Origin of the sequence: Marinitoga lauensis (assembly GCF_004135675.1) — a bacterium.
Classification (GTDB): domain Bacteria; phylum Thermotogota; class Thermotogae; order Petrotogales; family Petrotogaceae; genus Marinitoga; species Marinitoga lauensis.
The window spans coordinates 152,941-178,965 of record NZ_QHLX01000003.1 but is presented as its reverse complement, the minus strand read 5'-3'; the positions used below and the strand labels follow the sequence as shown (position 1 = coordinate 178,965).

Annotated in this window: 25 protein-coding genes and 6 pseudogenes; 14 read left to right on the top strand and 17 right to left on the bottom strand. The window is 27.6% G+C overall.

What is annotated here, in order from left to right; all coding sequences use genetic code 11:
• Positions 1 to 13: 13 nt before the first annotated feature.
• From DJ007_RS20050 to DJ007_RS05945, 10 genes and pseudogenes are all read right to left on the bottom strand, one after another.
• Positions 14 to 1,851, bottom strand: a pseudogene (locus DJ007_RS20050) (ABC transporter ATP-binding protein).
• Positions 1,848 to 3,691 (bottom strand): annotated as a pseudogene (locus tag DJ007_RS20045) (ABC transporter ATP-binding protein); the annotation flags it as partial. The pseudogenes DJ007_RS20045 and DJ007_RS20050, both read right to left, overlap by 4 nt.
• A gap of 107 nt (positions 3,692 to 3,798) precedes the next feature.
• Positions 3,799 to 4,032: a hypothetical protein gene (locus tag DJ007_RS20775; protein WP_129408752.1), complete on the bottom strand. Its 234-nt coding sequence runs from the start codon at positions 4,030 to 4,032 to the stop codon at positions 3,799 to 3,801.
• A gap of 185 nt (positions 4,033 to 4,217) precedes the next feature.
• Complete coding sequence (locus tag DJ007_RS15670) at positions 4,218 to 4,394, bottom strand: MarR family winged helix-turn-helix transcriptional regulator (protein WP_206076166.1); 177 nt, start codon at positions 4,392 to 4,394, stop codon at positions 4,218 to 4,220.
• A 473-nt stretch (positions 4,395 to 4,867) separates the two neighbouring features.
• Complete coding sequence (locus DJ007_RS05970; RefSeq protein WP_129408751.1) at positions 4,868 to 5,116, bottom strand: hypothetical protein; 249 nt, start codon at positions 5,114 to 5,116, stop codon at positions 4,868 to 4,870.
• Positions 5,116 to 5,379 (bottom strand): hypothetical protein, encoded by a 264-nt coding sequence (locus tag DJ007_RS05965; RefSeq protein WP_129408750.1) that lies wholly within the window; start codon positions 5,377 to 5,379, stop codon positions 5,116 to 5,118. The genes DJ007_RS05970 and DJ007_RS05965 overlap by 1 nt, the downstream gene beginning before the upstream one ends.
• Positions 5,376 to 5,867 (bottom strand): hypothetical protein, encoded by a 492-nt coding sequence (locus DJ007_RS05960; protein WP_129408749.1) that lies wholly within the window; start codon positions 5,865 to 5,867, stop codon positions 5,376 to 5,378. The genes DJ007_RS05965 and DJ007_RS05960 overlap by 4 nt, the downstream gene beginning before the upstream one ends.
• On the bottom strand, positions 5,864 to 6,505 hold the full coding sequence (locus DJ007_RS05955; RefSeq protein ID WP_129408748.1) for a lactate utilization protein: 642 nt from the start codon (positions 6,503 to 6,505) through the stop codon (positions 5,864 to 5,866). The genes DJ007_RS05960 and DJ007_RS05955 overlap by 4 nt, the downstream gene beginning before the upstream one ends.
• Positions 6,502 to 7,398: a cation diffusion facilitator family transporter gene (locus DJ007_RS05950; RefSeq protein ID WP_206076165.1), complete on the bottom strand. Its 897-nt coding sequence runs from the start codon at positions 7,396 to 7,398 to the stop codon at positions 6,502 to 6,504. The genes DJ007_RS05955 and DJ007_RS05950 overlap by 4 nt, the downstream gene beginning before the upstream one ends.
• Before the next feature lie 2 nt (positions 7,399 to 7,400).
• The gene (locus DJ007_RS05945; protein WP_206076164.1) at positions 7,401 to 7,730 is read right to left on the bottom strand and encodes an ArsR/SmtB family transcription factor; all 330 of its coding nucleotides are present in this window, start codon (positions 7,728 to 7,730) and stop codon (positions 7,401 to 7,403) included.
• Between the two features lie 141 nt (positions 7,731 to 7,871).
• Here DJ007_RS05945 and alr point away from each other — a divergent pair.
• From alr to DJ007_RS05915, 7 genes and pseudogenes are all read left to right on the top strand, one after another.
• A pseudogene (gene alr, locus DJ007_RS05940) lies at positions 7,872 to 8,977 on the top strand (alanine racemase).
• 1 nt (position 8,978) lies between these two features.
• Entirely contained in the window at positions 8,979 to 10,016 is a 1,038-nt protein-coding gene (locus DJ007_RS05935; RefSeq protein WP_129408745.1) for a 3'-5' exoribonuclease YhaM family protein, read from the top strand.
• Positions 10,016 to 10,162, top strand: a complete 147-nt coding sequence (locus tag DJ007_RS15660) for a toprim domain-containing protein (RefSeq protein WP_206076161.1) — start codon at positions 10,016 to 10,018, stop codon at positions 10,160 to 10,162. Before DJ007_RS05935 ends, DJ007_RS15660 begins: the two co-directional genes overlap by 1 nt.
• 29 nt (positions 10,163 to 10,191) lie before the next feature.
• The gene (locus DJ007_RS05930) at positions 10,192 to 10,710 is read left to right on the top strand and encodes a DNA topoisomerase (RefSeq protein WP_206076159.1); all 519 of its coding nucleotides are present in this window, start codon (positions 10,192 to 10,194) and stop codon (positions 10,708 to 10,710) included.
• A 40-nt stretch (positions 10,711 to 10,750) separates the two neighbouring features.
• Positions 10,751 to 11,574: pseudogene (locus DJ007_RS20040) on the top strand (DNA topoisomerase); the annotation flags it as partial.
• Between the two features lie 3 nt (positions 11,575 to 11,577).
• Positions 11,578 to 12,243, top strand: coding sequence for a topoisomerase DNA-binding C4 zinc finger domain-containing protein (locus DJ007_RS20035; RefSeq protein ID WP_368359573.1), 666 nt, complete (start codon positions 11,578 to 11,580; stop codon positions 12,241 to 12,243).
• Complete coding sequence (locus tag DJ007_RS05915) at positions 12,244 to 13,137, top strand: D-alanine--D-alanine ligase family protein (RefSeq protein WP_129408742.1); 894 nt, start codon at positions 12,244 to 12,246, stop codon at positions 13,135 to 13,137.
• Positions 13,138 to 13,402: 265 nt separating this feature from the next.
• Here DJ007_RS05915 and DJ007_RS05910 read toward each other — a convergent pair whose 3' ends face one another.
• Genes DJ007_RS05910 through DJ007_RS05900 form a run of 3 tightly spaced genes read right to left on the bottom strand, consistent with a single transcriptional unit; the run spans position 13,403 to position 14,792 of the window.
• Positions 13,403 to 13,732 carry a GGDEF domain-containing protein gene (locus DJ007_RS05910; protein WP_240739355.1) on the bottom strand — a complete coding sequence of 110 codons (330 nt, stop codon included), beginning with the start codon at positions 13,730 to 13,732 and terminating at the stop codon, positions 13,403 to 13,405.
• Between the two features lie 20 nt (positions 13,733 to 13,752).
• A complete protein-coding gene (locus tag DJ007_RS05905; protein WP_129408740.1) occupies positions 13,753 to 14,253 on the bottom strand; it encodes a hypothetical protein in 501 nt (166 codons plus the stop codon).
• 41 nt (positions 14,254 to 14,294) lie between these two features.
• Positions 14,295 to 14,792, bottom strand: a complete 498-nt coding sequence (locus tag DJ007_RS05900) for a hypothetical protein (RefSeq protein WP_129408739.1) — start codon at positions 14,790 to 14,792, stop codon at positions 14,295 to 14,297.
• Positions 14,793 to 15,302: 510 nt separating this feature from the next.
• Here DJ007_RS05900 and DJ007_RS05895 point away from each other — a divergent pair.
• From DJ007_RS05895 to prfB, 4 genes and pseudogenes are all read left to right on the top strand, one after another.
• A complete protein-coding gene (locus DJ007_RS05895) occupies positions 15,303 to 16,070 on the top strand; it encodes a hypothetical protein (RefSeq protein ID WP_129408738.1) in 768 nt (255 codons plus the stop codon).
• A 251-nt stretch (positions 16,071 to 16,321) separates the two neighbouring features.
• Positions 16,322 to 18,045: pseudogene (gene secA / locus DJ007_RS18960) on the top strand (preprotein translocase subunit SecA); the annotation flags it as partial.
• A gap of 77 nt (positions 18,046 to 18,122) precedes the next feature.
• Positions 18,123 to 18,769: pseudogene (locus DJ007_RS20030) on the top strand (hypothetical protein).
• Positions 18,770 to 18,773: 4 nt separating this feature from the next.
• On the top strand, positions 18,774 to 19,883 hold the full coding sequence (gene prfB, locus DJ007_RS05885; RefSeq protein ID WP_129408737.1) for a peptide chain release factor 2: 1,110 nt from the start codon (positions 18,774 to 18,776) through the stop codon (positions 19,881 to 19,883).
• A 20-nt stretch (positions 19,884 to 19,903) separates the two neighbouring features.
• On the opposite strand, the gene DJ007_RS05880 is transcribed toward prfB, so the two are convergent.
• The 4 genes from DJ007_RS05880 to DJ007_RS05865 are packed head-to-tail and all read right to left on the bottom strand — an operon-like array spanning position 19,904 to position 22,617.
• Positions 19,904 to 20,128 (bottom strand): hypothetical protein, encoded by a 225-nt coding sequence (locus DJ007_RS05880; protein ID WP_129408736.1) that lies wholly within the window; start codon positions 20,126 to 20,128, stop codon positions 19,904 to 19,906.
• Positions 20,110 to 21,252, bottom strand: coding sequence for a hypothetical protein (locus DJ007_RS05875; protein ID WP_129408735.1), 1,143 nt, complete (start codon positions 21,250 to 21,252; stop codon positions 20,110 to 20,112). The genes DJ007_RS05880 and DJ007_RS05875 overlap by 19 nt, the downstream gene beginning before the upstream one ends.
• Position 21,253: 1 nt before the next feature.
• Positions 21,254 to 22,258 (bottom strand): bifunctional 5,10-methylenetetrahydrofolate dehydrogenase/5,10-methenyltetrahydrofolate cyclohydrolase, encoded by a 1,005-nt coding sequence (locus DJ007_RS05870; RefSeq protein ID WP_165974039.1) that lies wholly within the window; start codon positions 22,256 to 22,258, stop codon positions 21,254 to 21,256.
• 20 nt (positions 22,259 to 22,278) lie between these two features.
• A complete protein-coding gene (locus DJ007_RS05865) occupies positions 22,279 to 22,617 on the bottom strand; it encodes a DUF1292 domain-containing protein (RefSeq protein WP_129408733.1) in 339 nt (112 codons plus the stop codon).
• A 131-nt stretch (positions 22,618 to 22,748) separates the two neighbouring features.
• Here DJ007_RS05865 and DJ007_RS05860 point away from each other — a divergent pair, with 131 nt between their 5' ends.
• The 3 genes from DJ007_RS05860 (at position 22,749) to DJ007_RS05855 (ending at position 26,019) form a co-directional block, all read left to right on the top strand.
• Positions 22,749 to 25,361: an SMC hinge domain-related protein gene (locus DJ007_RS05860; RefSeq protein WP_129408732.1), complete on the top strand. Its 2,613-nt coding sequence runs from the start codon at positions 22,749 to 22,751 to the stop codon at positions 25,359 to 25,361.
• Positions 25,362 to 25,366: 5 nt separating this feature from the next.
• Entirely contained in the window at positions 25,367 to 25,516 is a 150-nt protein-coding gene (locus DJ007_RS14655; protein WP_165974038.1) for a hypothetical protein, read from the top strand.
• A gap of 200 nt (positions 25,517 to 25,716) precedes the next feature.
• Positions 25,717 to 26,019, top strand: a complete 303-nt coding sequence (locus DJ007_RS05855) for a hypothetical protein (RefSeq protein WP_129408731.1) — start codon at positions 25,717 to 25,719, stop codon at positions 26,017 to 26,019.
• Positions 26,020 to 26,025: the final 6 nt, after the last annotated feature.

The window sequence follows — 26,025 nt, the reverse complement described above, 5'->3', positions numbered from 1 at the left end:
GTAATGGCTCCTTTTATATTTCCTCTGCAACTTCAAACTGAGAATTATATAATTCTGCATAAAATCCTTTCTTTTTCAATAATTCTTCATGAGTACCCTGCTCAACAACATCTCCTTCATTCATAACAATAATTAAATCAGCATTTTTTATAGTAGATAACCTATGAGCAATAACAAAACTCGTTCTATTTTTCATCAATCTTTCCATAGCCTGTTGCACCCTTAATTCTGTCCTTGTATCTACTGAACTTGTAGCTTCATCTAATATCAAAATTTTCGGATTTGCAAGGAATGCCCTTGCTATTGTTATTAATTGTTTTTCACCCTGAGAAATGTTATTTACTTCTTCATTTATAACCATGTTATATCCACCAGGTAACGCGTGAACAAAACTGTCAACATGTGCCATCTTTGCCGCTTCTATAACCTCTTCATCTGTTGCATCCAATCGTCCATATCTAATATTTCCATAATGGTCCCATTAAATAGCCATGTGTCCTGTAAAACCATTCCGAATAATGATCTTAAATCTTTTCTTGAATATTCTCTTATATCAGTATCATCGATTAAAATAGCTCCATCATTCACATCATAAAACCTCATCAATAACTTTACTAACGTTGTTTTACCTGCACCAGTTGGTCCAACAATAGCTACGGTTTGACCGGGTTGTATAATTTCAGAAAAGTTTTTTATAACTATTTTTTCTGGATTATATCCAAACTTCACATTTCTAAACTCAACCTTTCCTTTAATTTTATTTATATCAATCCGTGTTTCTTTTTCTTCTATTTCCTCTTCATTATCTAAAAATTCAAACACGCGTTCAGCGGCAGCTGCTGTTTGCTGAAATATATTTGAAATGTTAGCAATTTGCGCAATAGGTTGTGTAAATGATCTCATATATTGGATAAAAGCCTGAATATCACCTATTTTAATAATACCTTTAACCACAAACCAACCACCCATCACTGCAACAATTACATAACCTAAATTACCTACAAAGTTCATTACAGGCATCATCATACTGGATAAAAATTGAGATTTCCATTCTGATTTATATAATTCATCATTCATTTTTACAAACTTTTGAATACTCTTTTCCTCTCCATTAAAGGCTCTAACTATAACATGTCCTCCATACATTTCTTCAACATGACCGTTTACATGCCCAGATATTCCTGTCTTTTTTTAAAGTATTTTTGAGAATGTTTAATTATAAACATCATTAATCCAGCAGATATTGGCAAAACAATTAAAGCTATTAATGTCATTTGCCAGCTTATTGAAAGCATCATTCCTATAACTCCAATAATCATCGTTATTGAAGTTATTATTTGAGACAGACTTTGATTTAATGTTTGGGTTATTGTATCAACATCATTTGTTATCCTCGAAAGAATCTCACCATGATTTGTTCCATCAAAATATTTCAATGGCATTTTATGAATTTTTTCCATTATTTGCTTTCTCAAATTATAAGTAACCTTCATTGAAATACCAGACATTAACCAACCCTGGATATAACCAAATATCATACTGATGAGATATATACCAGAAGAATAAACATTATATGAGAAATATAAACAAAATCTATTCCAGCACCACCCATTATTTTACTCATTATTCCCTCAAAAATCTTAGTTGTAACCTTACCCAAAATCTTAGGACCAATAATAGCAAATATTGCACTGGCCATCGCAAATATTATAGAAATAATCAATGTCCATTTATATTGATTTAAATATTTTATTAATCTTTTCATTGTTCCTTTAAAATCTTTTGCTTTTCAACCGGGCCTCTCATCATTGGTCCTCCAGGTCCGCGATGTTGTCTATGTTCTTTGCTCATGCTAACTCCTCCTCTGATAACTGAGAATAAGCTATTTCTCGATAAACCGAACATGTTTTCATTAATTCGTCATGAGTGCCTTTTCCAACAATTTCACCTTCATCTAACACTATTATCTGTTCAGCATTCATAATAGTTGAAATTCTCTGAGCTACAATTATTATTGTACTATTTTTTGTATATTCCTTCATTTTTTTCTTACAGATAAATCTGTTTTAAAGTCAAGAGCCGAAAAACTATCATCAAAAATGAAAATATTCGGTTTTTTAGCCAGTGCTCTTGCGATTGAAAGTCTTTGTTTTTGGCCTCCAGAAAAGTTCTTACCACCTTGAGAGACCTCTTCTTTAAATCTTTTTGGCAAATTATTAATAAATTCCAATGCTTCCGCTACATCTGCAACTTTTTCCATTTCTTCATCACTTAAGTTTTCATTACCATATTTAATATTTGACTCAATAGTTCCACTGAACAAAACGCTTTTTTGAGGCACATATCCTATATATTTCCTTAATTCATTTTGAGTTAATTCTCTTACATCTATGTCATCAATTAAAACCTGTCCTTTATCAACATCATAAAATCGTGGAATTAAATTTACCAATGTTGACTTTCCAGAACCAGTAGATCCAATAATTGCTGTTGTTTGACCGGGTAATGCTGTAAAACTGATATTTCTTAAAGCATAATCTTCCCCACCTGGATATTTAAAGTAAACATTTTTAAATTCAATTTTTCCTTTTGGTTTTTCTATTTTTTTAGGTTTTTCTGGGTCTACAATAGTAGGTTCTATTTCAAGCACTTCTGCTATACGTGAAGCAGATACCGAAGCTCGTGGAATAAAATAAATATCATTGCCATCATTAAAAATGAAAAGATGATTTGCATTGCATATTGCATAAAAGCCATCATATCTCCAACCTGTAAACTAAAATCATTTATTTGATGTGCTCCAACCCACGTAATTAAAAGTATTACACCATTCATTATAAATAACATAGCTGGCATTAAAAAAGCCATCAATCTATTTACAAAAAGATTTGTTTTAGTAAGTTCTTTATTTACTTCATCAAATCTTTCTTTTTCTCTATTTTGTGTATTAAAAGCTCTTATAACCATCATACCTGTTAAACTTTCTCTTGATACTAAATTTAATTTATCAACCAACTTTTGAATTAATTTAAATTTTGGTACTGCAAAAGAGAATATTGTTCCAATAAGAGTTAATAAAGCCAATACAGCAACCGCAATTGTCCATGACATCGATGGACTTCTATCCAGGGCCTTTATAATTCCACCTATTCCAGGATTGGTGCATAAAATACAATTCTTATCAGCATAATCATTAAATTCTGTATCTGTGTAATATCGTTTGTTGTCCTTGTTATCAACGAAGCAGTAGAAAATTTATCAAATTCTTCACCTGAAAAATTCTCCACTTTAGTGAACACTTTTTTCTTAAATCCTTTGCCAGGCCAGCTGCTGTTTTAGCAGCAAAAAAACCCACTATAATTGCACTTATTACACTTATTAAAGTAATTAATAACATAATAGAACCAGATTTTAAAATATAACTCTTTTGCGTCTTATATAAATCTATACCTATTTTTTCATATTCGGACTTAACAGATTGTATAAGTGATTGCTTTATCATTTCGTCTCCTAAAACCTTTATCTTGTCATATATATTATTTGCAAAATCCAATCTCTGATTCAAGGGTAAAAATGCTACTAATTTGAATATATCTATTTTCAATTTTGTATTGATCTTTAAACCTTCTGTTTCTCCTTTTTCAATTGCTCGAACAGCCGTAAAAGCCTTTGAAAAAACTTTTTCCAAATCTTTTCTTTGTGCTTCATCAATATTTGCAATATAAATAGATTCTTTTTTTAATACAGGATATTGATTTACATATTCTTCATCACTAGGTTTAATGTACTTATAATTTTCTAAAACAAGTTTTTTTCTGAATTATCCATAAATAGAAGAAGTCTCTTCATCGTTAAACCGCTAACAGCTTTTGGCAATGTATCTTCAATACCGCTTTGTTGAATTCCTATATTAACGATTTTTGACATATAATCTGGTAAAGTTAAATTCATAACCGCCTGAACATACAATAATAATATTGCTAAAATTAAATACAATGTATATGGTTTCAGGTATTTCATTATCTTTAGCATATCATCTCTCCTCCAATATCCTATTTAATATTTTAATCCTTCTATAACCTTATCTAATTCTTTATCAGAAACATTTTTCAAAATTTTTTCTATTCTTTTCTCAACACTTATATGATTTTCTTCTGCTGTTTTTCTAAAACTCTCTGTTATTTCAACAAAAACCTTTCTTCTATCCTTTTTATCTCTTACTCTTTTATAAATCCCTGTTTTTCCATTCTATCAACAATACCAGATACAGTACTATTGGATAATCCCATTTTTTTACTCAAATCACTAACTTTCATACTTCCATTTTTCATTAAAACTCCTAATAACATCCATTGAGAATATGTGATCTCTGTATCGTTAAAATTCTCTGCCATAACTTTTTAAAATTCTCTTTTAATTCTTTAATTAAAGCTATTATTTCAAAGCTCTTATTCAAAAAATCCACCTCCATAACCATATAACACAAAAATTATTTCGCACACGAATATTTTACCACAAAATATTTCGCATGCGAAATATTTTTCTCTAACTTTTTATTAAGTTTTAATTACCTAAACATTTCGTTTCACGAAAATGATTTACTGAAGAATCTAAATACCGATATAGACTAAAAAATAAAACTCATTCAGACGCTTGATTGCTTTTCTGAAAAAATCATTCATTCTCAGCCGGCGCTCAGATTTTGCATCCTGCAAAAGCTTCGCTCAAAAAAACGTCCTGTTTTTTTGTCGGCTTTCATTCATGATTTTTTCAGGCAATCTACGAGTCTTCATTCGTTTTATTTTTTTACTCTATTAAATATTTCTAGAAGTTTTTATCATTATTATAAATTTAATTCCTAATCTCTTCACAAAACGAAGCGTTTAGGATTTATCTTTAAAAAAAGCTCTATTACATAACCATTTAAAAATGCGTATATCAATATAAATAAATTCAGCAATAATACAAATTTTATATCCAATATAGACAACGCAAATGGCAACCATTGAATTTTAATAGACCATGCTGCAATTGTTACTGCAATTACTCCAATATTAGCGCCATTACTTATTAATTCTGCAAAAAATGGATAAAAAGCATAAGCAGGACCTACCATTAATGTTCCAAAAATACCCCCAATACTTTTCCTTTAAACCCACTTTCTTTTCCTACAACTTTAGAAATAACACTTTTAGGAACAATTTCTGAAATATATCCTGTTAAATATGCCACACTTATTATTATTGGAAACAAATTAATAAATGTTTTTATAGCATATTTGAGCCCTAAAAATGCTTTATCCGGATTCAATATCATTAAGATTATTGCTATAATAAATATAATGATTTCTATCTTATAGTTTTTTATAAAATCTTTCATAATATCAACTCCATCAAATATGCTATTACCAATATCGAAATTACAGAAAATACATTTCTTATTATAGTAAATTTTTTTCCAAAATTTTGCAATTCATAGGTCAGAAATATAATCCCTAGCATAACCCATGATAATAAAAAAGCAGATACCAGAGAAACACTCGCATTGTTTTCAAATAAATATTGAGCTATAGGATATCCGGATGCTGGTGGTCCCATCATTATAGCACCTGTAAATAGTCCTGTAATTATACCTTTTATTCCTGAAAAGTTCAAAAGGAAATCCCCAACTTTTTCTGGTGATAAAAAGTTTTGCAATATACCTATAATCAAAAATATGGAAAATATCCTTATCGAGTTTTGAATAAGATTTTTATTTCCCTTTTTTATTGCTTTTTTTAATTCCTTATTTCCTTTTTTAAATCTTAATTGTATGTATAGAATTACTATCAATCCAAGCATAATGAACCCAAATATTAAATTACTCATAATCCCAGGTCCTCTTTTACCAGAATTATTTTAAATCTTCCAGGATGCCTTACACCACTTTCAACTATAACTCTATGAATACATATTCTCTCAGGAGACATACAATCATCACATTTTCCTGTATAAGTACATGGTGTATCGAAATTTAAACGCTTTGAATTCATAGGTGAAATATATTCAATCCTCTTATTTGCACTTTCAATATCCGGTACTACTTTATTCATTCCTGCTACAATAATTACATGTTTGGGACCAAATATCATAGGAGCTACTCTTGTGCCGTTTCCATCTAATTGCACTATTTTTCCATCCTCGGTAATGGCATTTGCACTACATAGAAAATAATCTGCTCGAAACATATTGTAATAAATTTCTTCTAACTCCTCTTTTGATTTTACATTGTACCTATCTAAGAAATTAAAATTCCCTTCTCTTAAAAAATCTAAAACCCCACATTCTGTTAATGTTAAACTACCACCTACAGCAACTGTTGAATTCTCTTTCATTATTTCCTTTAATAACGGAATGACACCTTCTTTTCTTTCAACAAGATATGCATCATGTTTTTTTCTTTTTAAATTTGAAACAACCTTTTCTCCTAACTTTTGATACTTCCAATCCCATAGTTCTTTTCTCATTTATTTCCCTCCTTACATAAACTCTTCTCAAATTGTATTGTTGTATGACTTATTCCAAACTTTTCATTTAAAATATGATTTAATTCTTTTAAATACTCATCTAAATTATATTCAATATCTTCTTTTAAAGATACATGACATTCAAGATATTTATCCTGACCATCTGTTGTCCAGATATGAATATGATGTGCATCTTCTACATAATTCAATTTTTCTAATTCTTTTTTTATTTCATTTATCTCCATACTTTCTGGAGTACCCTGAATTAAAATATTAGCACTCTCTTTTAATATATGATATCCTTCAAATAAGATGTAAGCACTTATTAACATAGTAAATATAGGATCTAAAATATACCAATTGTATTTATATATAAAAATCGCACCAATAATAATCATTACAGATGATAACGTATCACTGGCAATATGAACAAATGTTGCTTTTACGTTTAAATTTTCCTTAGAATCTTTAAACAATAAAACTGCAGTTATTAAATTCCCAATTAATCCTATTATTGATATAACTAACATTAACTTTCCATTAATGATTTCAGGATTATAAAATTTCTTTATACTCTCAATAATTAAAAATATTGCAATTGCAAACAAAAAAATCGTATTTGTAAAAGCTGCTAAAATTTCTACACGTTTATAACCATATGTTCTTTTTTCATCTTTCGGTTTTTTTGAGATTTTTCGCGCAATATAACTGAGAAGTATAGCCACTGTGTCATTTAAATTATGCAATGAATCTGAAATTAATGCTAAACTATGGGAAAAAATTCCACCAAATATTTCTGACAATGTAATGATAAAATTGAATACCACAGAAAATAATAGCTTCTTATCCGTTAAGTCATTTCCATGATTATGATTATGATGTTCATGTGACATAATTACTCTCCTTTCTCTTTTAAATGTTCAAATACCATACCAATAATTTTTTCTATATGTTCATCTTTTAGTGAATAAAATACATTTTTACCTTGTTTTCTATACTTTACTATATTCATTTGTTTCAATATACGAAGCTGATGCGAAACTGCCGACTGTGAAATCCCAGCCACTTCAACTATTTTTGATACGCAAAGTTCATTCTCCAATAAAGCTAATAGTATTCTTAATCTGGTTTCATCAGCAAATATTTTATACATTTCAACAGCATTTAGAATCATCTCTCTTTCTGGTAATTTATTAATGAAATTAATTCCACTACAATTTTCCATTTTAACACCACCTACATATGAGCATTTATACATATATAAACTATATCATCTTTTTCTATATTTGTCAAGAAGCTCTGTAACTTTTTTTTAATATTTATACATTATTATTATATAGCTTTATTTTAAACAGGGGGTGCAATAATGTTTGACAGAAAAACATTTGCTGAAATAAACATTAAAAATTATTTGTATAATATTCAATTAATTCAAAAAAGAACTAACACAAAGATTATTCCTGTTTTAAAAGCTGATGGATATGGACACGGTGCTGTTCCTCTGGCAAAAGCTGTATCTGAGTATGGAGTTGATTTAATAGCTGTAGCTTTTTAGGAGAAGGCGTTGAAATTAGAAATAACGGAATTAATATTGAAACACTGGTATTTAATTATGCTACACCCAAATCCATTGAAGAAAATATTGAAGGATATATATATACACTGGGTTCATTGGAACAATTAAAAGAATTGATAAATTATTTTGGAAAAAATATTAGTAAAATCAAATTTCATATTAATATAAACACAGGTATGAATAGAATGGGAATAAACACCGAAGAAATTGATGATATTATCAAACTAATTAAAGATTACAATTTAAATATTGCAGGTGCTTATTCGCATTTTGCAACTGCTGATAATCTTGATAACTTTGTTAAAGAACAATATAAAAAGTTTATAACTATTCTAAAATATATAGAAGATTCAAATATCTCTATTCCAGTAAAACATATATGCAACTCTGCTGCTTCTTTATATTTTCCTGAATATGCACTTGATTATGTTAGACCCGGAATTGCAACATATGGATTACAACCTTCTGATATAAAAACTGAAAAAGAATTAAGACCTGTTTTGACCTGGAAAAGTACAGTTGCAAGAATCGGTATTTTAAAAGAAAACGAAAGCGTTAGTTACGGTAGAACATATTTTGCAAGTAAAAATATGCCTACAGCTACAATACCGGTTGGTTATGCTGATGGATATTTCAGGCAGTTGTCCAATAAAGGATATGTATTGATTCAAGGGAAAAAATGTAATATAATAGGTAGAGTATGTATGGACCAATTTGTTGTTGAAACAACACAACTTTCAAATGTAAAAATTGGAGAAGAGGTTGTTTTAATAGGATCACAAAATAATAATTTTATATATGCAGAAGAATTGGCAAAATTAGCGGGAACAATTAATTATGATATTACGTCCAAAATAACAAAAAGAGTTCCACGTATTTATATAGAGGAGGAATAAAATGAAAAATAATGGTGTAAATCTTGGTGACCTGTTAAAAGAAAAAGGGCAAATATTCAATGAAATAATAGAGGAAGTTTATATTTCTGATCTCAAACCAAATGATAATAAGGAAATTGAAGGAAAAGTTTTGAGTAAAAGACTTCAAACAACAAAAGATGGAAAAGAATTTTTACTTTTTACAATAGGTGACAAAAGTGGTACATTAAGAGCTATTGATTGGTTTAATGCTAAAGAAAATTCAGAAAAAATCAATATTGGAGATATTATTAAAGTGAAAGGTAAGATTGTAGTTTTTGAAAATCGATTACAATTAAATGTAGAAAAGAATTATGAGATATGTAAATTGGCAGAAAATGATATAAATCCAGAGAAATTTATTAAATCATCTCAAAAAAATGTTCATCAATTAAAAACCGAGTTAATTTCTTTTATTGAAGCTATAAAAGACGAATATATAAAAGAGTTGTTAAAATATATTTTTTTAAAAGATAAAAAGTTTGCAGATTCATTCTCATATGCTCCTGCAGCTATTAATGTCCATCATGCATACAAACATGGATTGTTAGAACATACTATTGATGTTGCGAAGTTGTGTAACTCTATAGCTGATAATTATAAAAATATAGTAAATAAAGATTTATTAATTGCTGGAGCATTACTTCATGATATTGGAAAAACTAGAGAATACAAAATTACTCCTGCTGGCATTGAAAAAACAGATGAGGGAGAATTAATAGGACATATAGCATTAGGAATACATATGGTTTCTGATTATTCTAAAAAAATAAATAATTTTCCAAAACATATATTAGATGAAATTTTACATATGATTGCCTCGCATCATGGTGAATTAGAATGGGGAAGTCCTATATTACCCAAAACAATTGAAGCGTTTATATTACATTTTGCCGACAATTTGAGTTCGAAAGTTGAACAGGTAAAAAGTCATATTGAAGAATCAAATAATGAACATTGGACAGACTATAATAAAAATCTCGGTAGAAAAATAAAAATAACAAAAATGGAGGATAAATAATGCCAAAAACTGCTAAAAATATCGTAATTGTTGAGTCTCCTGCAAAAGCAAAAACCATTGAAAAATATCTTGGAGCTGATTATAAAGTAGTTGCTTCAAAGGGGCACATTAGAGATTTACCTCAAAAAAATTCGGTGTTGATATAGAAAATGGATTCGAACCAGAATTCGAATTAATGCCGGGTAAAGAAAAAGTCGTTTCTGATTTAAAGAAAATAACAAAGGGTAAAAAAGTATATCTCGCACCTGATATGGATAGAGAAGGTGAAGCTATTGCCTGGCATTTAAGCTATTTACTCGGATTAGATGAAAACGAAGAGAATAGAATAGTTTTTTCAGAAATCACAAAAAACACAATTTTAGAATCCATAAAATCTCCCAGAAAAATTGATAATAAAAAAGTTGGTGCTCAACTGGCTCGAAGAATTCTTGATAGAATTGTTGGTTATAAAATAAGTCCCATATTATGGAGGATATTAAAGGATTATAATACAAGTGCCGGAAGAGTTCAATCTGCAGCTTTAAAATTGTTGGTAGATAGGGAAAGAAGTATTTTTAAATTCAAACCAAAAGAATTTTATAAGATTTTTTTGAAATATATGAATCAAGAAATCCCATTAGTAAAAGTCAATGGAAAAAAATTTAAAAAAGATAGTATTAATGAAAAAAGAAAAATGAAATACTCAAAGATTTAGAAAATGCTTCTTTTTTGTTGAAAATGTTCAAGAAAAGGATATAAAACGAAATCCTCCTCAACCGTTTATAACAAGTACATTACAACAAAGTGCAATATCAAAATTTGGATGGTCGTCAAAGAAAACCATGCAAATTGCTCAAAAATTATATGAAGGTGTTGATACATCTGAAGGCCCTATAGCCTTCATTACATATATGAGAACAGATTCTACCAGAATTTCAGAAGAAGCTCAAAAAAAGCTCATGAATATTTAAATTCTAATTTCGGAAAAGATTATACAGGAACATTTAAGGTTAAAAAATCAAAAAAGAAAATCCAGGATGCCCATGAAGCTATTAGACCAACAGATGTTTTTATCGATCCAAAAAATGCAAAAAAACTTATTTCTGGTGATTTATTAAAATTATACACATTAATATGGAATAGATTTGTTGCTTCTCAATCATCCGCAGCAATATATACAGAAAAAACTTATTCCATAACAGATAGTTCAAAAAAATATACATTCGAAGCAGTTGGAAGAAAAAGAAAATTTGAAGGTTTTGAAAAATTCTGGTCTTCTTCTACCAGTGAAAAAGAATATGAACTACCTGAAAAAGGTGAATTGAAAGATATAGAATTAAAAACAGAAAAAGATGAAACAAAACCTCCAGCAAGATATACAGAAGCATCACTGGTAAAAGAAATGGAAGCAAAAGGCATTGGAAGACCTTCAACCTATGCAACGATAATAACAACTTTACTTAACAGAAAGTATGTTATTAAAGAAAAAAGCAATTTAATTCCTACGCTTGTTGGGTTTATTGTTTCCGATCTATTAGAAAAAAATTTCCCGGAAATTGTTGATATTAAATTTACTGCAAAAATGGAAGAAAGTCTTGATAAGGTTGAATCCGGAGAAATGAATTGGAAAGATTTATTAAATGAATTCTATAATGATTTTCAAAAGTTTCTAACAAATACAGAACAAAAAATGAAAGAAAAAGCACTTGATTTCTATTATAAGTCCAATATAAAATGTAAAAAATGCAATGTAGAAATGGAATTGCAATTTGGAAGATATGGATTATTCTTAAAATGTCCTGAATGTGGCGATAACAAGAGCATTCCAAAAAGCGCTTTAGGTGTTACCATTGATAATATAGTTCATTTAAATGAAGAGGATATTGTAGTTGAAAAAGGTAAAGAAGAAAAAACAGGAGAAAAATGTCCTAAATGTGGTGGAGATTTAATTATAAAAAATGGTAGATTTGGAAAATTCATTGCATGTTCAAATTATCCAGAATGCAAATATACTGCACCGTTACCTGCAAGAGGAAAATGTCCTAAATGTGGTAGTACCGTTCATAAACTTAAAAGCAAAAAAGGAAAAATTTATTTTAAATGCTCTGAATGTGGTGAAATGTTCTGGATGAACCGTCTGATTATAGATGTCCTTCATGTAATGGACCATTATTTTATAAAAAGAAGAATAAAGAAGAAATGTTATATTGCCCAGAAGAAAAGAAATACTTTAAAGAGAGTGAGTTGAATGAATTATAATATTGCTTTAATATTTGGCGGAAATTCAAACGAAAGAGATATTTCTATATTGAGTGCTCAAAATGTTGAAAATGCCATTAAAACACTTGGTTATAACCTTTTTAAATATGATTTAAAATATGATTTAAACAAATTTTTATCTGAATATAAAAATATAAATTTAGTATTTAATGTAGTTCATGGATTTGAAGGAGAAGATGGCACATTACAAAAAAAGTTAGAAACCTTAGGTGTCAAATATATTGGTTCTAATTCAACCGTTTCTGAACAAACATTTGATAAACTAGTTTTTATGAAAAAAATAGAGAAGGATTTCTCTATTCCAGAATACGTTTCAACACAAAAATATATAACTCCGCCTTTTGAATTTCCTTTGATAATCAAACCAAGAAAAAGTGGGTCCAGTTTGGGAATACATATCTGTCATAATATTGAGGAATATAATAAATTTTTAATTGAAGAATTGAAAAATTATGGTGAGATGATCATTCAAAAATTCATAAAGGGCAGAGAAATTTCTGTTAGTATTATAGAAAAAAATAAGGAGATCATTGTACTTCCAATACTTGAAATCAAGCCAAAAAAAGAATTTTATGATTATGAAGCGAAATATACAGAAGGTCTGACAGAATTTGAAGTACCTGCAAGGATCAATAAAGAATTAGAAGAGAAAATTAAAAATGATTTCAAACAAATTTTTAAAGAATTACATTTAAAAGATTTTGCACGTATTGATGCTATCATAAAAGATAATAACTATTATATACTTGAAGCAAATACTATTCCAGGTATGACTGAATTAAGCGACTTACCTCAATCAGCATATGCCTATGGTTTATCTTTCGAGGAATTAATTGATATACTAATAAAAAACAATATCTGACACCTCATTATGGTGTCATTTTTTATATCTGTAAGTTCAAAATATAATATAAGGAAATAAATTATAAAAGGAATAAAAAAATAAAACGAAAGGAGACTCGCAGATTGCCTGAAAAAATCATGAATGGAAGCGGTCAAAAAAACAGGATGTTTTTTTGAGTGAAGCTTTTGCATGGAAGCAAAATCTGAACGACCGCTGGGAATGTATGATTTTTTCAGAAAAGCAATCAAGCGTCTTGAATGAGTTTTATTTTTTATTCCATTGGTTATATTTTAATTAATATTTCTCCTTTAGAAGCTTTTTTTACTTCATATAACAAATCATCAGATTTCTTCAAACATTGATATATTTTAGATGATTCTTTGCATATAGTTCCGCCCGATGAGAATGTATATCCTGTTTCTTTTTCAAATTCATTATTTATTCGGAAAATAATATCAAATAAATTTTCATTATTTATCGAATCAAAAATCAAAACAAATTCATCACCGCCATATCTAAAAGGTTTATCTTCCCTTCTAATATTCCTCAATACAATATTAGAAAAAATCTGTATAATTTCATCTCCTCTGTCATGCCCAAAAGTATCATTAATCTTTTTAAAGTCATCAAGATCTATAAAAACAATTCCATATTTTCTTTAATCGCTAATGTCATTGTTTCTATGTATTTATCAAGGCTTCTTCGGTTATAAAAACCTGTCAAAAAGTCTTTTTCTGCTTCAAATTTTAAAGCATCAATAAATAATTTATTCTCCCATAAAATTACTGTTTGTTTTGAAAAATAATCCAGAATATATAATTGATCTCTCGTAATAGGTTTAAGATTATATCTATTATCTGCTATTAAAAAACCAAAATCTTTGTTTTCACTTTTTAAAGAACAAATTGCACATTCACCAATAATATTTAAAGCATCTGAAACTTCAGCAGGTAAAACGGATACAGGAATATGCATAGCTTTACCAGAGTTTAACATCTCTTCAAATAAAGGATTTTTTGATATAGTATTCTCGCTTATTTTAAATGTTTTTATTTCTTTTTCCAATGAGCTAAAATACTCGCTGTTTTCATAATTTTTTATTTTTTCTTTAAAATCTATATTAGCTTCTTCCATATATTTCCAAATTTCATGTGCTTCTTTTTCATCTTTAAATCCTAATGCTCTGAAAACTTCATAATTTTCTCCTTTTTTTGAAATAATATAGCTCTATTAAAAGCTCCTCCCATATTTACAGTAATTGCAGTTAAATAAATAAATATTAATTTATCTATATTTGTTTCTTTTTTAGCAGCTTCTTCTAAAAATTCTCTTGAATTAAGCATTACATATGATAAGCCACTACCTTTCAATAAGGTTGAAACCATTTCTAATGAAATTAAAGGAGATGCTTTTGAAATAATATGATACATTATTTCGCTTTCAGATTTTAGCAATAATTCATAGTTTAATTTTAAAATTTTTTCTTTATATACTAATTCCACTCGTTGTCTTTTAACTCCTTTTAAAATGGTTATTTTTCTTATTCTAAAAAAATTGAAAATTCCTGATATTCTGATGATTTTGAATAAATTCTCCGGTACAAAATCAGGATTTTCACAAATATAAATATCTACATCTATTGATTCAATAAATTTACTAATGTTCTCAATCAAAAATAAAAACCAATATCAAATTGAGTGTTATTTATATATTTTTCATATAATTTTAATTTTTCCCGAATATTAACCTCCATAATTATCACCTTATTTAAATTGTAATTAAATTTTTAAGACATAAATAATTAAAAAAATTTTTTCTGTTATAATTATTATAACAGAAAATGGGTGATTACATGAAAAAATATTATTATTTCTATTTTTACTATTTCAAATATTCATTTTTTCCTTTAATTTATTAAATAATTATGATTTTTATTTCTATTTTCACAACCCTAAATTATTTTATCACAATTTATATAATAATGTTTCATTTTTTAGATATTTATATTCAAAAGAAGGTGCTGGTCAGGAATCATTATATGAATATTTAACAAAAATCTTAATGAAAATGAAGTAAAAGATGTTCAAAATCTGATCTCATCAGATTTTCTAATTATATCCAATAATTCATTTGATATTCAAAATTTTTTCTGGATAAATCCCATACAGGATATCATTAAATTTTTGAAGAATTTTAATGGTTATATAATAACAGATTACAATAATCAAGAAAAATTAATTAATTTGATAAAAAATCTTTTTAGTTATAAGGTAGAATATATAAATGGAGAATATTTTATAAAAGATCTCAATTTAAAAATATATACTATAGGTGGACATATTATTTTATACAACAATAATATTTCTCTTGAAAAAATATTTAAATTGCTTGATGATTTTAATTCTTTAAAATCAAAGATTAAAGATACTATATACATTTCTTTTAAAAATAATAAGTTTAACTATTTGATAGAACCATTTCAAAAAGCATATATGTCAAAATATTCAGAAAATGATTCTGGTAATGTAAGAATTAATTATTCGAACAAGGAAATAATTATTAATATCAATAGTTCATTAAAAATTATAAATATTTCAAAATTCAATAGTGAGTATAAAATTTTCGGTGATTCATTAATTTTTTTAAGCCTTAATTCGCCATCTGAAATATATAACGTCATTTCAAGGATTTTTGTCCCACAGGACAATTATTCTCAGAATTCTTTAAAATATATTTTATCTGCAATTGAAAATAATGGTAATTTATATTTAAGTGAGTATTTTTCCAGGAAGGGTGATGGGCTATCTATTATTATTCCTGGGAAAGTAAATCTGGAAAAAATAGAAGAAAAAATAAAGCATTGGGTATTAGGAAAAAAGTTCTTGGAAATTATTATTATTATAGTATTTATTATAAAAATATCTATTCCCTTTATATTTATATGTAAATGAAAATAAAATGATTATTTCATCAATATCCCCATCACTAATGAAATATTTAATTGTAAATTCCAGAAAATTCTCAAATATAAAAATATTTAGTTCAAATGATATACCAAAAAATATATTATATATATGGTATTCCAACATTAATTCTTTTTTGAAGAATATATAGGAAATTCTGTTCCTGGTGAATTTATAATAATAAATGCTTCTGATAATAATAAATTTATTGAGAAAATAATATTAAGGTAGGTGTTTAAATGAGTATTTTAACAAAGATTTTCGATAAGAATAAAAGAATTTTGAACAGATACAAAAAAATTGTTGAAAAGATAAATGCTTTAGAAGAAAAATTTGAAAAATTAAACGATGAACAATTAAAATCAAAAACAGATGAATTTAAAAAAAGACTTAAAGACGGTGAAACTTTAGATGATATTTTAATTGAAGCATTTGCAGTAGTACGAGAAACAGCAAAAAGAGTTTTAAAAATGAGACATTTTGATGTTCAATTAATGGTGGTCTGGCATTACATGAAGGAAATATTGCTGAGATGAAAACAGGTGAAGGTAAAACATTAGTTGCAACATTGCCAGTATATCTAAATGCTTTAACTGAAAAAGGCGTTCACTTGGCTACACATAATGATTACCTTGCAAAAAGGGATGCACAATGGATGGGTCCGGTATATGAATTTTTAGGACTATCTGTTGGATTTATTCAGGCTGGCATGGATAATGAGGACAGAAAAAAAGCTTATCAATGCGATGTAACTTATGGAACTGCTAATGAATTTGGATTTGATTATTTGAGAGATAATCTTGTTTATGATCTAAATGATAAAGTACAAAGAGGCCATCACTATGCTATAGTTGATGAAGCAGATAGTATTTTAATTGACGAAGCGAGAACACCATTAATTATTTCTGGCCCATCTGATACACCTTCACACTTATATACAAAATTCGCATCAATAGCCAGAAAATTAAGAAGAGATGAAGACTTTACATTAGATGAGAAAAGCAAGGCTGTAATCCTTACAGATGAAGGAATATCCAGATTGGAAAAAATGCTTGGTATAGAAAATTTATATGATCCAAAAAACATACATTTTTTATTTCATACATTAAATGCATTAAAAGCCTTACATTATTTTAAACGAGATAAAGACTATATCATACAGGATGGAGAAGTTATTATAGTTGATGAGTTTACTGGAAGACTTATGCATGGCAGAAGATACTCTGAAGGATTGCATCAGGCAATTGAAGCAAAAGAAGGAGTAAAGGTTAAAGAAGAATCATTAACATACGCAACAATCACATTCCAGAATTATTTTAGAATGTATGAAAAGTTAGCTGGAATGACTGGTACAGCAAAGACTGAAGAAGATGAATTTAAACAAATATACAATTGTGAAGTTGTAGTTATTCCTACAAATAAACCTGTTATTAGAAAAGATAAAAACGATTTAATATATAAAACCCAGAAAGAAAAATGGAATGCTGTTATCAATGAAATAAAAGAGAGATTTAAAAAAGGACAACCTATGTTGGTTGGAACTACTTCTATTGAAACCAGTGAATTACTAAGTCATATGCTAAAGAAAGAAGGTATTCCACATAATGTATTAAACGCTAAATATCATGAAAAAGAAGCTGAAATAATAGCTCAGGCCGGTCAGAAAGGCATGATAACTATAGCTACAAATATGGCAGGTAGAGGTACTGATATTAAGTTAGGTGAAGGCGTTGTTGAATTAGGTGGTTTATATGTTATCGGTACTGAAAGACATGAAAGTAGAAGGATAGATAATCAATTAATAGGACGTTCTGGAAGGCAGGGTGACCCTGGAGAATCACGATTCTTCCTATCTTTTGAAGATGACCTATTAAGACTGTTTGGTGGAGACAAATTAAAAAATATAATGAACACCTTAAAAATCGAAGATGGACAACCTATAGAACATGGAATATTGAGTAAAATAATAAGAGACGCTCAAAAAGAGTTGAAGGAATTCATTTCTCTATAAGAAAAAGACTATTTGAACTTGATTCTATTATGGATTATCAAAGAGCTTCCATTTATTCTCACAGAGATTGGATTCTTGGTCAGGATGATTATGATGAACACTTAAAAGAAATATTTGAAGATGTTGTAGATAGATTGGTAGAATCATCAATTAACGAAGAAGAGTTAGTGAATAAAGAAGAACTCTCAAAAAAACTATTGGCTTTTGGTGTTGTTGAAAAAATTGATTATGCAAATATAGAAGAATGTAAAGATAAAGTATTTAAAATACTATGGATAAATATCAGTCTAAAAAAGATGAATTTGGAGAAGAATTCCAAAAAATTGCTAAATTCATAATGTTAAGAATAATTGATGAAAGATGGAGAAAACATCTTGAAGCAATAGAACACTTAAAAGAAGCAGTTAGTTTAAGAGCCTATGGTCAAAAAGATCCTGCTATGGAATTTAAAAAAGAATCTTATATTTTGTTTGAAGAATTAATAAATACAATTTATGATGATACAGTATCTTATCTATTGAGGATTATAAAAGTTGATACATCAAAAGAAGAAGAAGAAACAAAGAAAAAAATTAATCAATTAAATTTTGTTCACAATGATGGCAGCGTTATTAATAGAGCAGAAAAAAGAAAAGAAAAGAAAAAAACACATAAAAGAATTAGAGTAAAGAGGTGAAACAATGCTTGATTATGAGGTTAAAGTTAAAATAGAGGAGTTACATGAAAAATTCAATAATTTAAAAAATCTTTTTAATATAGAAAAAACTACCAGAAGAATAAATGAATTGGAAAATACAATGACAGATCCCAACTTCTGGAATGATCAAAAAAGAGCAGAAAAAATTTCAAGAGAATTGCAGCATTTAAAAAATGAAAGAGAGGAATTTAATAACCTCCAGGGATTGTTTGAAGACCTTGAAGTTGCTATGGAATTTAGTGAAGAAGATCCAACAATGGACGAACAGGCACTTGAAATATTACAGGAAATAGAAAAAAAAGTAAAAGAGTTTGAATTAGCCATGTTATTATCCGGAAAATATGATTCAAATAATGTATTTTTAACTATTCACCCGGGTGCCGGTGGAACAGAATCACATGATTGGGCTGATATGCTCTTGAGAATGTATACCAGATGGGCCGAAAAAAACTCATATAAAATAGATATAATAGATTATTTACCAGGTGATGAAGCAGGAATAAAAAGCGTTACAATAAAAATTAATGGTTCTTTTGTATATGGGAAACTAAAGTATGAATCCGGTGTTCACAGATTGGTTAGAGTTTCACCATTTGATGCTGCTAACAGAAGACATACTTCTTTTGCATCTGTTTCTGTAACACCTGAATTAGATGAAGATATTGATATAGAAATAAGACCAGACGATTTAAAAATAGATACATTCAGAGCTGGTGGAGCCGGTGGGCAACACGTTAATAAAACTGATTCTGCAGTTAGAATCACACATTTACCAACAGGTATAGTTGTAGCATGTCAGAATGAAAGATCACAACACCAAAATAAAGCAACTGCTATGCAAATATTAAAAGCTCGTTTATTTGAATTAGAGATGCAAAAAAAGATGGAAGAAAAATTAAAACTCATGGGAGATATGAAGGATATATCCTGGGGTAATCAGATAAGATCTTATGTGTTGTACCCATATAAAATGGTAAAAGACCATAGAACAAATTATGAAACTTCTAATGCTGATGCAGTTTTAGATGGCGAATTAGACGGATTTATAGAAGCAGAACTATTATACTTTGCAAAATTGAATAAAGAAAATTAAAGGCCTCACACAGAGGCCTTTTAAAATTTATATTCAACACCCAGTTTTATATTATAATAAAATTCACTTTCATTTGATGGCTTAAATATCTTCATATCATAATTATCAGTCTCCGCTGTATCAACCAACTCCAATTTATTTTTCGTATATCTCAGGTTTAATCCATTATATATTTTCAACCCATAAATTGAATAATCGATATTTATATTAAAATCATATTTATGTTCTAAAATATCATCATCCAAAAATTTTGTACCCTGACCACCTTCACTCCATGTTGCATATTCACCCATGGATTCGCTGGCGATTTACTTCCTGATATAACATATTCCAATGAACTATTAATAATACTTCCATTCAGATTATTAGAATATGTTCCCATAAACGCTAAATTATTTTCTCCATTATAATATCCTATATAATTTTCTTCAGGTAATATTGTTCTTTCACCATTATAATTATAAGTTACATCTGGATAATATGTATATCCATAATAAAGATTTTGCCCATTTCCAGAAGGTTGGAATGTATATTTTGTTGCTCCTGCACTATATAATCCAAATTCTCCAAAGTTTGTTTTTACTTTTCCTCCAAAACTCCATGCGATTTTATCAGGATTTTGATATGAATCTGGAGCTAATATCCTATTGGTATTAATATCATCAACGAGAATTTGCCCATAATAATAATGACTATTATCTGTATAATCCAATGAAAAACCCATTATTGAATTTGCATTATACCCATGAGTCCATGGTTTACCATATGAAATATTCACATATTGAATAAAAAAGTTTGGAATAACATTGGTAAAATATTCAATATCAAATGACGTATTAACATACACTGCAGATTCTTCATATGCAAATCTAAAATTACCAAATTTTATACCATATGTTTTTAAGTTTGCTCCTCTATCAGGATAACCAATGGTAGATTCCCTATTTAATTCAATATAACGCGTTTCATAGAAAAAATTATCATCTTCATAATTAAAATCAAGTATAACTGCAGGCAAGCCTTTTGAAGAAATAAAAAGCGAATAAGGCGAATCAACAATATCGTAATGCTGTAATCGCCCAAAAGATACTTTATATCTATCAAAATCCAGTATTATCCCACCATTTTTCATATAAAAATAAAAACCTTTATAATACGTTTCACCCATGGAGGATTTATATTTCCCATCATTATATGCGTTAAGTTCTCCTAAAAATGTAAATCCTTTATAATTATGATTTATTTTAAAAGTTATTCCCTGATATGTTTTTACATTGTTTATATTATCATCTATTCTTATAGAAAAATCAAAGCCATATACTATTAAAGAGAATATTATTATTAATGTAATAAAAAATACTTTCTTCAACTCAAATCCCCACCTTTTGAATATTTCTTTCAAATTCTTTTAATTCCACAAGATCTTCTGAAGGTAACTTCCTATTTATAAGATAAAATAAATTAGAAATCAGTCTATGTAATGTCATATCATTAATTCTATTACCTTTTTCCACCAGATTCCATTTTGGAGATATTTTATATACTTTATTAAAAATATCCGGATATTCAAAATTCCCTTCAAAGGCTATATCAAAAACTATAGAATCTTCTGGAATATATTTTGTTGGAATTTTGAATTTTTCTGATGGAACTGCAGAAATTATAATATCTGAAATAGATACGAATTTCAAGATATCATCATAATCTGTATATTTCTGACATACTCTCACACTTGCATTTTCATTTAACATCATCAAAGCCAATGATCGTCCTACTGCCAGTGAATCATTGATAACGACAACTTTTTTACCTTCTAAATTAAATGGATTTTCTTTTAAATTATCAGGATACTTACCATGACTTTTATAATAATTTTCATATACAATATAATTTCTTTTTAAAACATATAATATTCCTTTTGCCGTTGGAGGGATTATTAATTTTCTTAAATTCTCTTTATCACTGTAAAACTCATGTTGAACGAGATACCCCATATATTCATGATTTAATCCCTCCACATCCTTTTCAACAGATATAAGATTCATAAAATATGTGTCTTTTACTTCAAAAGGTGTGGGATACATAACAATAATACCGTCAGTATCCTTATCGTTGTTATAAAAATCTATTTTTTCTTCTAATTCTTTTTTACTCTCACATTTTTCTAAAATAAAATCAACATTATATCTTCTACATATATTTTTTATTCCCTTAGCATAAGAAATACTTCCTGGATCATCAGAAGTAAGAATACAAGTTAATTGTAGTTGTATATTATTTTTTCTATATAGCTTCACATTTCTTTCAAAAATAGGTTTATCAAAGTTTTCAATCAAGAATTTAATATCAAATAACTTTTCTTTATTAAACTCCAACACCCCCATATTTTTAAAAATTAATTTTCATTATTATCTTTTATTTCATCTTCATCATCAATCATTATAAAATCTTCATTTTCATCAATATCAACATCTTCCATAATCTTTTTCCATTCTTCTTCGACCTTTTCCAATTCATCATCATCTTCTACTGCATCAAGAAATAGTTCGCCATTATTTTCGCTAACCTTAAAAGCCACAGTATCTCCTAAAACAATGTCTTCACTATCTTCTTCTTTGAAAGCCTCATAACAAATCCAATACTTTTTACCATCAATTTTTAATTCTTCAACAAACATAAAATTATATTCATTTCCATCTTCACCAGTAATTGTAAAAAATTCTAATCTTTCCATAATTTTCCCTCCTCAGTCTATTATAAACACATTTACATCATACTTTTAATTTTAAAGTATAAATATGAAATTATGGTGTCTAAAAAGTATAAATATGATATAATATAAAAAGATGTAAGGGGGTTATAACTTTGATTTTACTGGAAATGCGTATTAAAGGTTTTAAGAGCTTTGCAAAAAATACCACATTAAATTTAAATTCAAATATTGTCAGTATAGTTGGACCAAATGGTTCTGGAAAATCCAATATAGTAGATGCTATAAGATGGCTTCTTGGTGAACAATCTTCAAAGCAAATTAGAATATCAGAAAAAGCTGATGTTATTTTTAGTGGTTCGGAAAAATTCCCTCCTGCAAAGAAAGCTGAAGTTTTTCTAAAAATAAAAGATGATAATGGAAAAATTAGAAATATAGGAAAAATATTGACCGCTGATGGAAAAACGCAATATAAAATCGATAATAAAAATGCTCGGTTAAAGGATATTTTTGAAATTATCGGAGGCGCTGGAGTAGGAAAATCTTTTTATTCAATAATCTCACAGGATCAGGTAAGAGAACTCGTCTCTGCTTCTTCTGAACAATTAAGAGTAATTATAGAAGACGCCGCAGGTATAAAAACATACCTTAATAAAAAAGAAATTGCCTTAAAAATGTTAAATCAAACAAAAGAAAATCTGGAAAGGTTAAATGATGTATTATATGAAGTTGAAAAAAGGGTTCGTTCTCTTTCAAATAGAGCATCAAGGGCTAAAAAATATGTTGAATATAATGAAGAAATGAAGTCTATTGGAATTAAATATTTTGGCGCAAAAAGTCTTGATATAGACAGGAAAATAAAAGAAATTGAAAATTCTATCAAAGAAAACAAAGAACAGATAAAAATTTATCTTTCTGAAAGTTTTGAAATTGAACGATTATATAAAGAACTAAAGAAGGAAATAGAAGAAAAAGAAGAACAACTCTCTATATATGGCGAAAAGATTGAAAATTTCAGACAACGATTAAAATCTTATGAAGAGATGAAATCAAGATTAGAAAAGGAAATAAATGAATTAAATTCAAAAATCGTTGAAAAAGATTGGGAAAAGAAAAAGTTTGAGGAGGACCTTCAAAAAAACGAAAAAAGATATGAAGAAGTTAAAGATTTACTCAGCAAATACGATACTGAAATCAAAAAATATATTGAAGAAATTAAAAATATAGAAAATGAAAAAAAGAAAATTGAAAATTCAATTTCAGAAGAAATGCATAAATTGACTGAATTAAAAGAAAATATAAAAAAAGCAAATCACCATATGAAGGATTTAGAAAATAAAAAAAATAAATTAATTAATGAATTAGCAGATAAAGAAGAAAGATTAAAGTTTTTAAATACTGAAAAAACAAACCTTGAAAAACGTATAAAATCCTTAGATGAAGAGTTAAGAAAACTTGAAACAGAATTGGACTCAATGAATAAAAAAGAAGAAAATATGAAAACCAGGATATATGAAAAGAAAAATCTCGTTGAAGATTTGCATTCACAGTTGTCAAATACCTATAATTATCTACAAAAATTAAAACATGAAAAAGATTTAACCGAAAGAAAAATACAAAATCTCTCTTTACAAATTACTGAATATGAGGGATTCTCATTTGCTATAAAAAAACTTTTCGAAGCATTTCATAAAGAAGATAATTTAATTGATGTTGTGCTAAATTTAATTGAAGTGCCTGAAGAATTAGAAACCGCAGTAACAATGATTGCAGGATATAGATTACAAAATGTTGTTGTAAAAAATTCAAATCATATATCTTCATATATAAATTATTTAAAAGCAGAAAAAGCTGGTCGAGTTACATTCCTACCGCTTGATTTGATATCTTCCAGAGTTAGAAGATATAAAGAACTGGAAAATGAACCTGGTTTTTATGGTTATATAATTGATCTTATAAAATATAACAAAGAATATGAAAAAGCTATTCATTATGTTTTCAGCAATTCAATAGTAGTTGATAGCTTAAATACTGCTTTAAATATCAAAAATAGATATAGAAATATATCTTTAACTATAGCGACTACAGATGGTGAAATAATCAATACTTCTGGTGCTATTACAGGTGGTATATTAAAAGGAAACAATCCAACATTGTTACTTACAAGAAAAAGAGAATTGAAAAAATTAAAAGATGAATTAAAAGAGCTGAATATTGAAATTAATGAATATGAAGAAAAATTGAAAAAAATAGAATATGAATATAAAAAGAATTCTTTAGAATTAAGAAAACTCGAAGAGAAATTAAATGAAATAAAATATAATAGACTAAATGGAGCAAATTCATATAAAGAATTTAAAAATAATTATGATTCATCTCAAAAAAGATACAATGAAATTATCAGTAGAATAGACTCATATGAAGAACGTGAAGAGGAAATAAATGTAGAATTGAAAAATATAGATATTGAAATTGAAAAAAGTAAAGAACAGATTACATTATTAGAAAAAAATATTGCTAATATAGAAAAAAACAATGAATCTATCCATGAAGAATTACGCTTAAAAATAGCAAAATTAAATGAATTAAATCTTTATAAAAATTCCATCAATGAAAAAATTAGCAATTATAGATATGAATACTCACAAATAAAAAATAACATCAGCACAATAAAAAATACAATAGAATCAATTAATAATCTTCTAAAAGAATTAAAAGAAGATATAAACAAAAAAAGGTGGACCTTAGTGAATACGAAAAAGAAATAAAGTCAATGAATACAGAAATAGAAGATGCATTTAGAATGATGAAAATGAGTAGAGAAGGAAAAAGCGAAAAATTTGATGAACTTGAAAGATATGAATTAAAAAAGAATGAATTAAAAGATAAGATCGATGAGTTAAAAAATTCCTCCACCAATTAGATCTGGACATTCAAAATTTAAAACATGAAAGAGAATTTTTAACGGAAAAAGCCAAAAATATAGGTATTGATCCTGAAGACTTTATTTACGAGGAACTATCAGAGGCAGAAATTTTAGCATTAGAAAGAAGAATATCAGATATTAAAAAAGCTTTAAAACACATTGGAAGTGTAGATCTTGGGGTATTAGATGAATATGAAATGGTAAAAAAAGAACTGGATGATAGACACAAACAAAAAGAAGATATTTTACAATCGATAAAAACATTAAAAGAGGGAATTGAAAAAATAGATAATGAAGCTGAAGAAAAATATTTAAATACGTTTAATCTGGTAAATCAAAAATTTGGTGAATTTATAAAAGAATTATTTGTTGGTGGCGATGGCGTTTTAAAAATGGTAGGCGATGGAAAAGCTTTTGAAAAAGGTGTGGAAATTTCTGTAAAAAAACCCGGGAGAAATTTTCAAAATTGCAACTTTTCTCTGGTGGTGAGAAAGCATTAATAACTT

Bases quoted from the DNA above. Each gene is read 5' to 3' on its own strand.
- DJ007_RS20775 (WP_129408752.1), bottom strand. From the start codon at position 4,032: ATGCTAAAGATAATGAAATACCTGAAACCATATACATTGTATTTAATT.
- DJ007_RS15670 (WP_206076166.1), bottom strand. From the start codon at position 4,394: ATGGCAGAGAATTTTAACGATACAGAGATCACATATTCTCAATGGATG.
- DJ007_RS05970 (WP_129408751.1), bottom strand. From the start codon at position 5,116: ATGGTAGGTCCTGCTTATGCTTTTTATCCATTTTTTGCAGAATTAATA.
- DJ007_RS05965 (WP_129408750.1), bottom strand. From the start codon at position 5,379: ATGAAAGATTTTATAAAAAACTATAAGATAGAAATCATTATATTTATT.
- DJ007_RS05960 (WP_129408749.1), bottom strand. From the start codon at position 5,867: ATGAGTAATTTAATATTTGGGTTCATTATGCTTGGATTGATAGTAATT.
- DJ007_RS05955 (WP_129408748.1), bottom strand. From the start codon at position 6,505: ATGAGAAAAGAACTATGGGATTGGAAGTATCAAAAGTTAGGAGAAAAG.
- DJ007_RS05950 (WP_206076165.1), bottom strand. From the start codon at position 7,398: ATGTCACATGAACATCATAATCATAATCATGGAAATGACTTAACGGAT.
- DJ007_RS05945 (WP_206076164.1), bottom strand. From the start codon at position 7,730: ATGGAAAATTGTAGTGGAATTAATTTCATTAATAAATTACCAGAAAGA.
- DJ007_RS05935 (WP_129408745.1), top strand. From the start codon at position 8,979: ATGAAAAATAATGGTGTAAATCTTGGTGACCTGTTAAAAGAAAAAGGG.
- DJ007_RS15660 (WP_206076161.1), top strand. From the start codon at position 10,016: ATGCCAAAAACTGCTAAAAATATCGTAATTGTTGAGTCTCCTGCAAAA.
- DJ007_RS05930 (WP_206076159.1), top strand. From the start codon at position 10,192: ATGCCGGGTAAAGAAAAAGTCGTTTCTGATTTAAAGAAAATAACAAAG.
- DJ007_RS20035 (WP_368359573.1), top strand. From the start codon at position 11,578: ATGGAAGAAAGTCTTGATAAGGTTGAATCCGGAGAAATGAATTGGAAA.
- DJ007_RS05915 (WP_129408742.1), top strand. From the start codon at position 12,244: ATGAATTATAATATTGCTTTAATATTTGGCGGAAATTCAAACGAAAGA.
- DJ007_RS05905 (WP_129408740.1), bottom strand. From the start codon at position 14,253: ATGGAAGAAGCTAATATAGATTTTAAAGAAAAAATAAAAAATTATGAA.
- prfB (WP_129408737.1), top strand. From the start codon at position 18,774: ATGCTTGATTATGAGGTTAAAGTTAAAATAGAGGAGTTACATGAAAAA.
- DJ007_RS05865 (WP_129408733.1), bottom strand. From the start codon at position 22,617: ATGGAAAGATTAGAATTTTTTACAATTACTGGTGAAGATGGAAATGAA.
- DJ007_RS14655 (WP_165974038.1), top strand. From the start codon at position 25,367: ATGAATACAGAAATAGAAGATGCATTTAGAATGATGAAAATGAGTAGA.
- DJ007_RS05855 (WP_129408731.1), top strand. From the start codon at position 25,717: ATGGTAAAAAAAGAACTGGATGATAGACACAAACAAAAAGAAGATATT.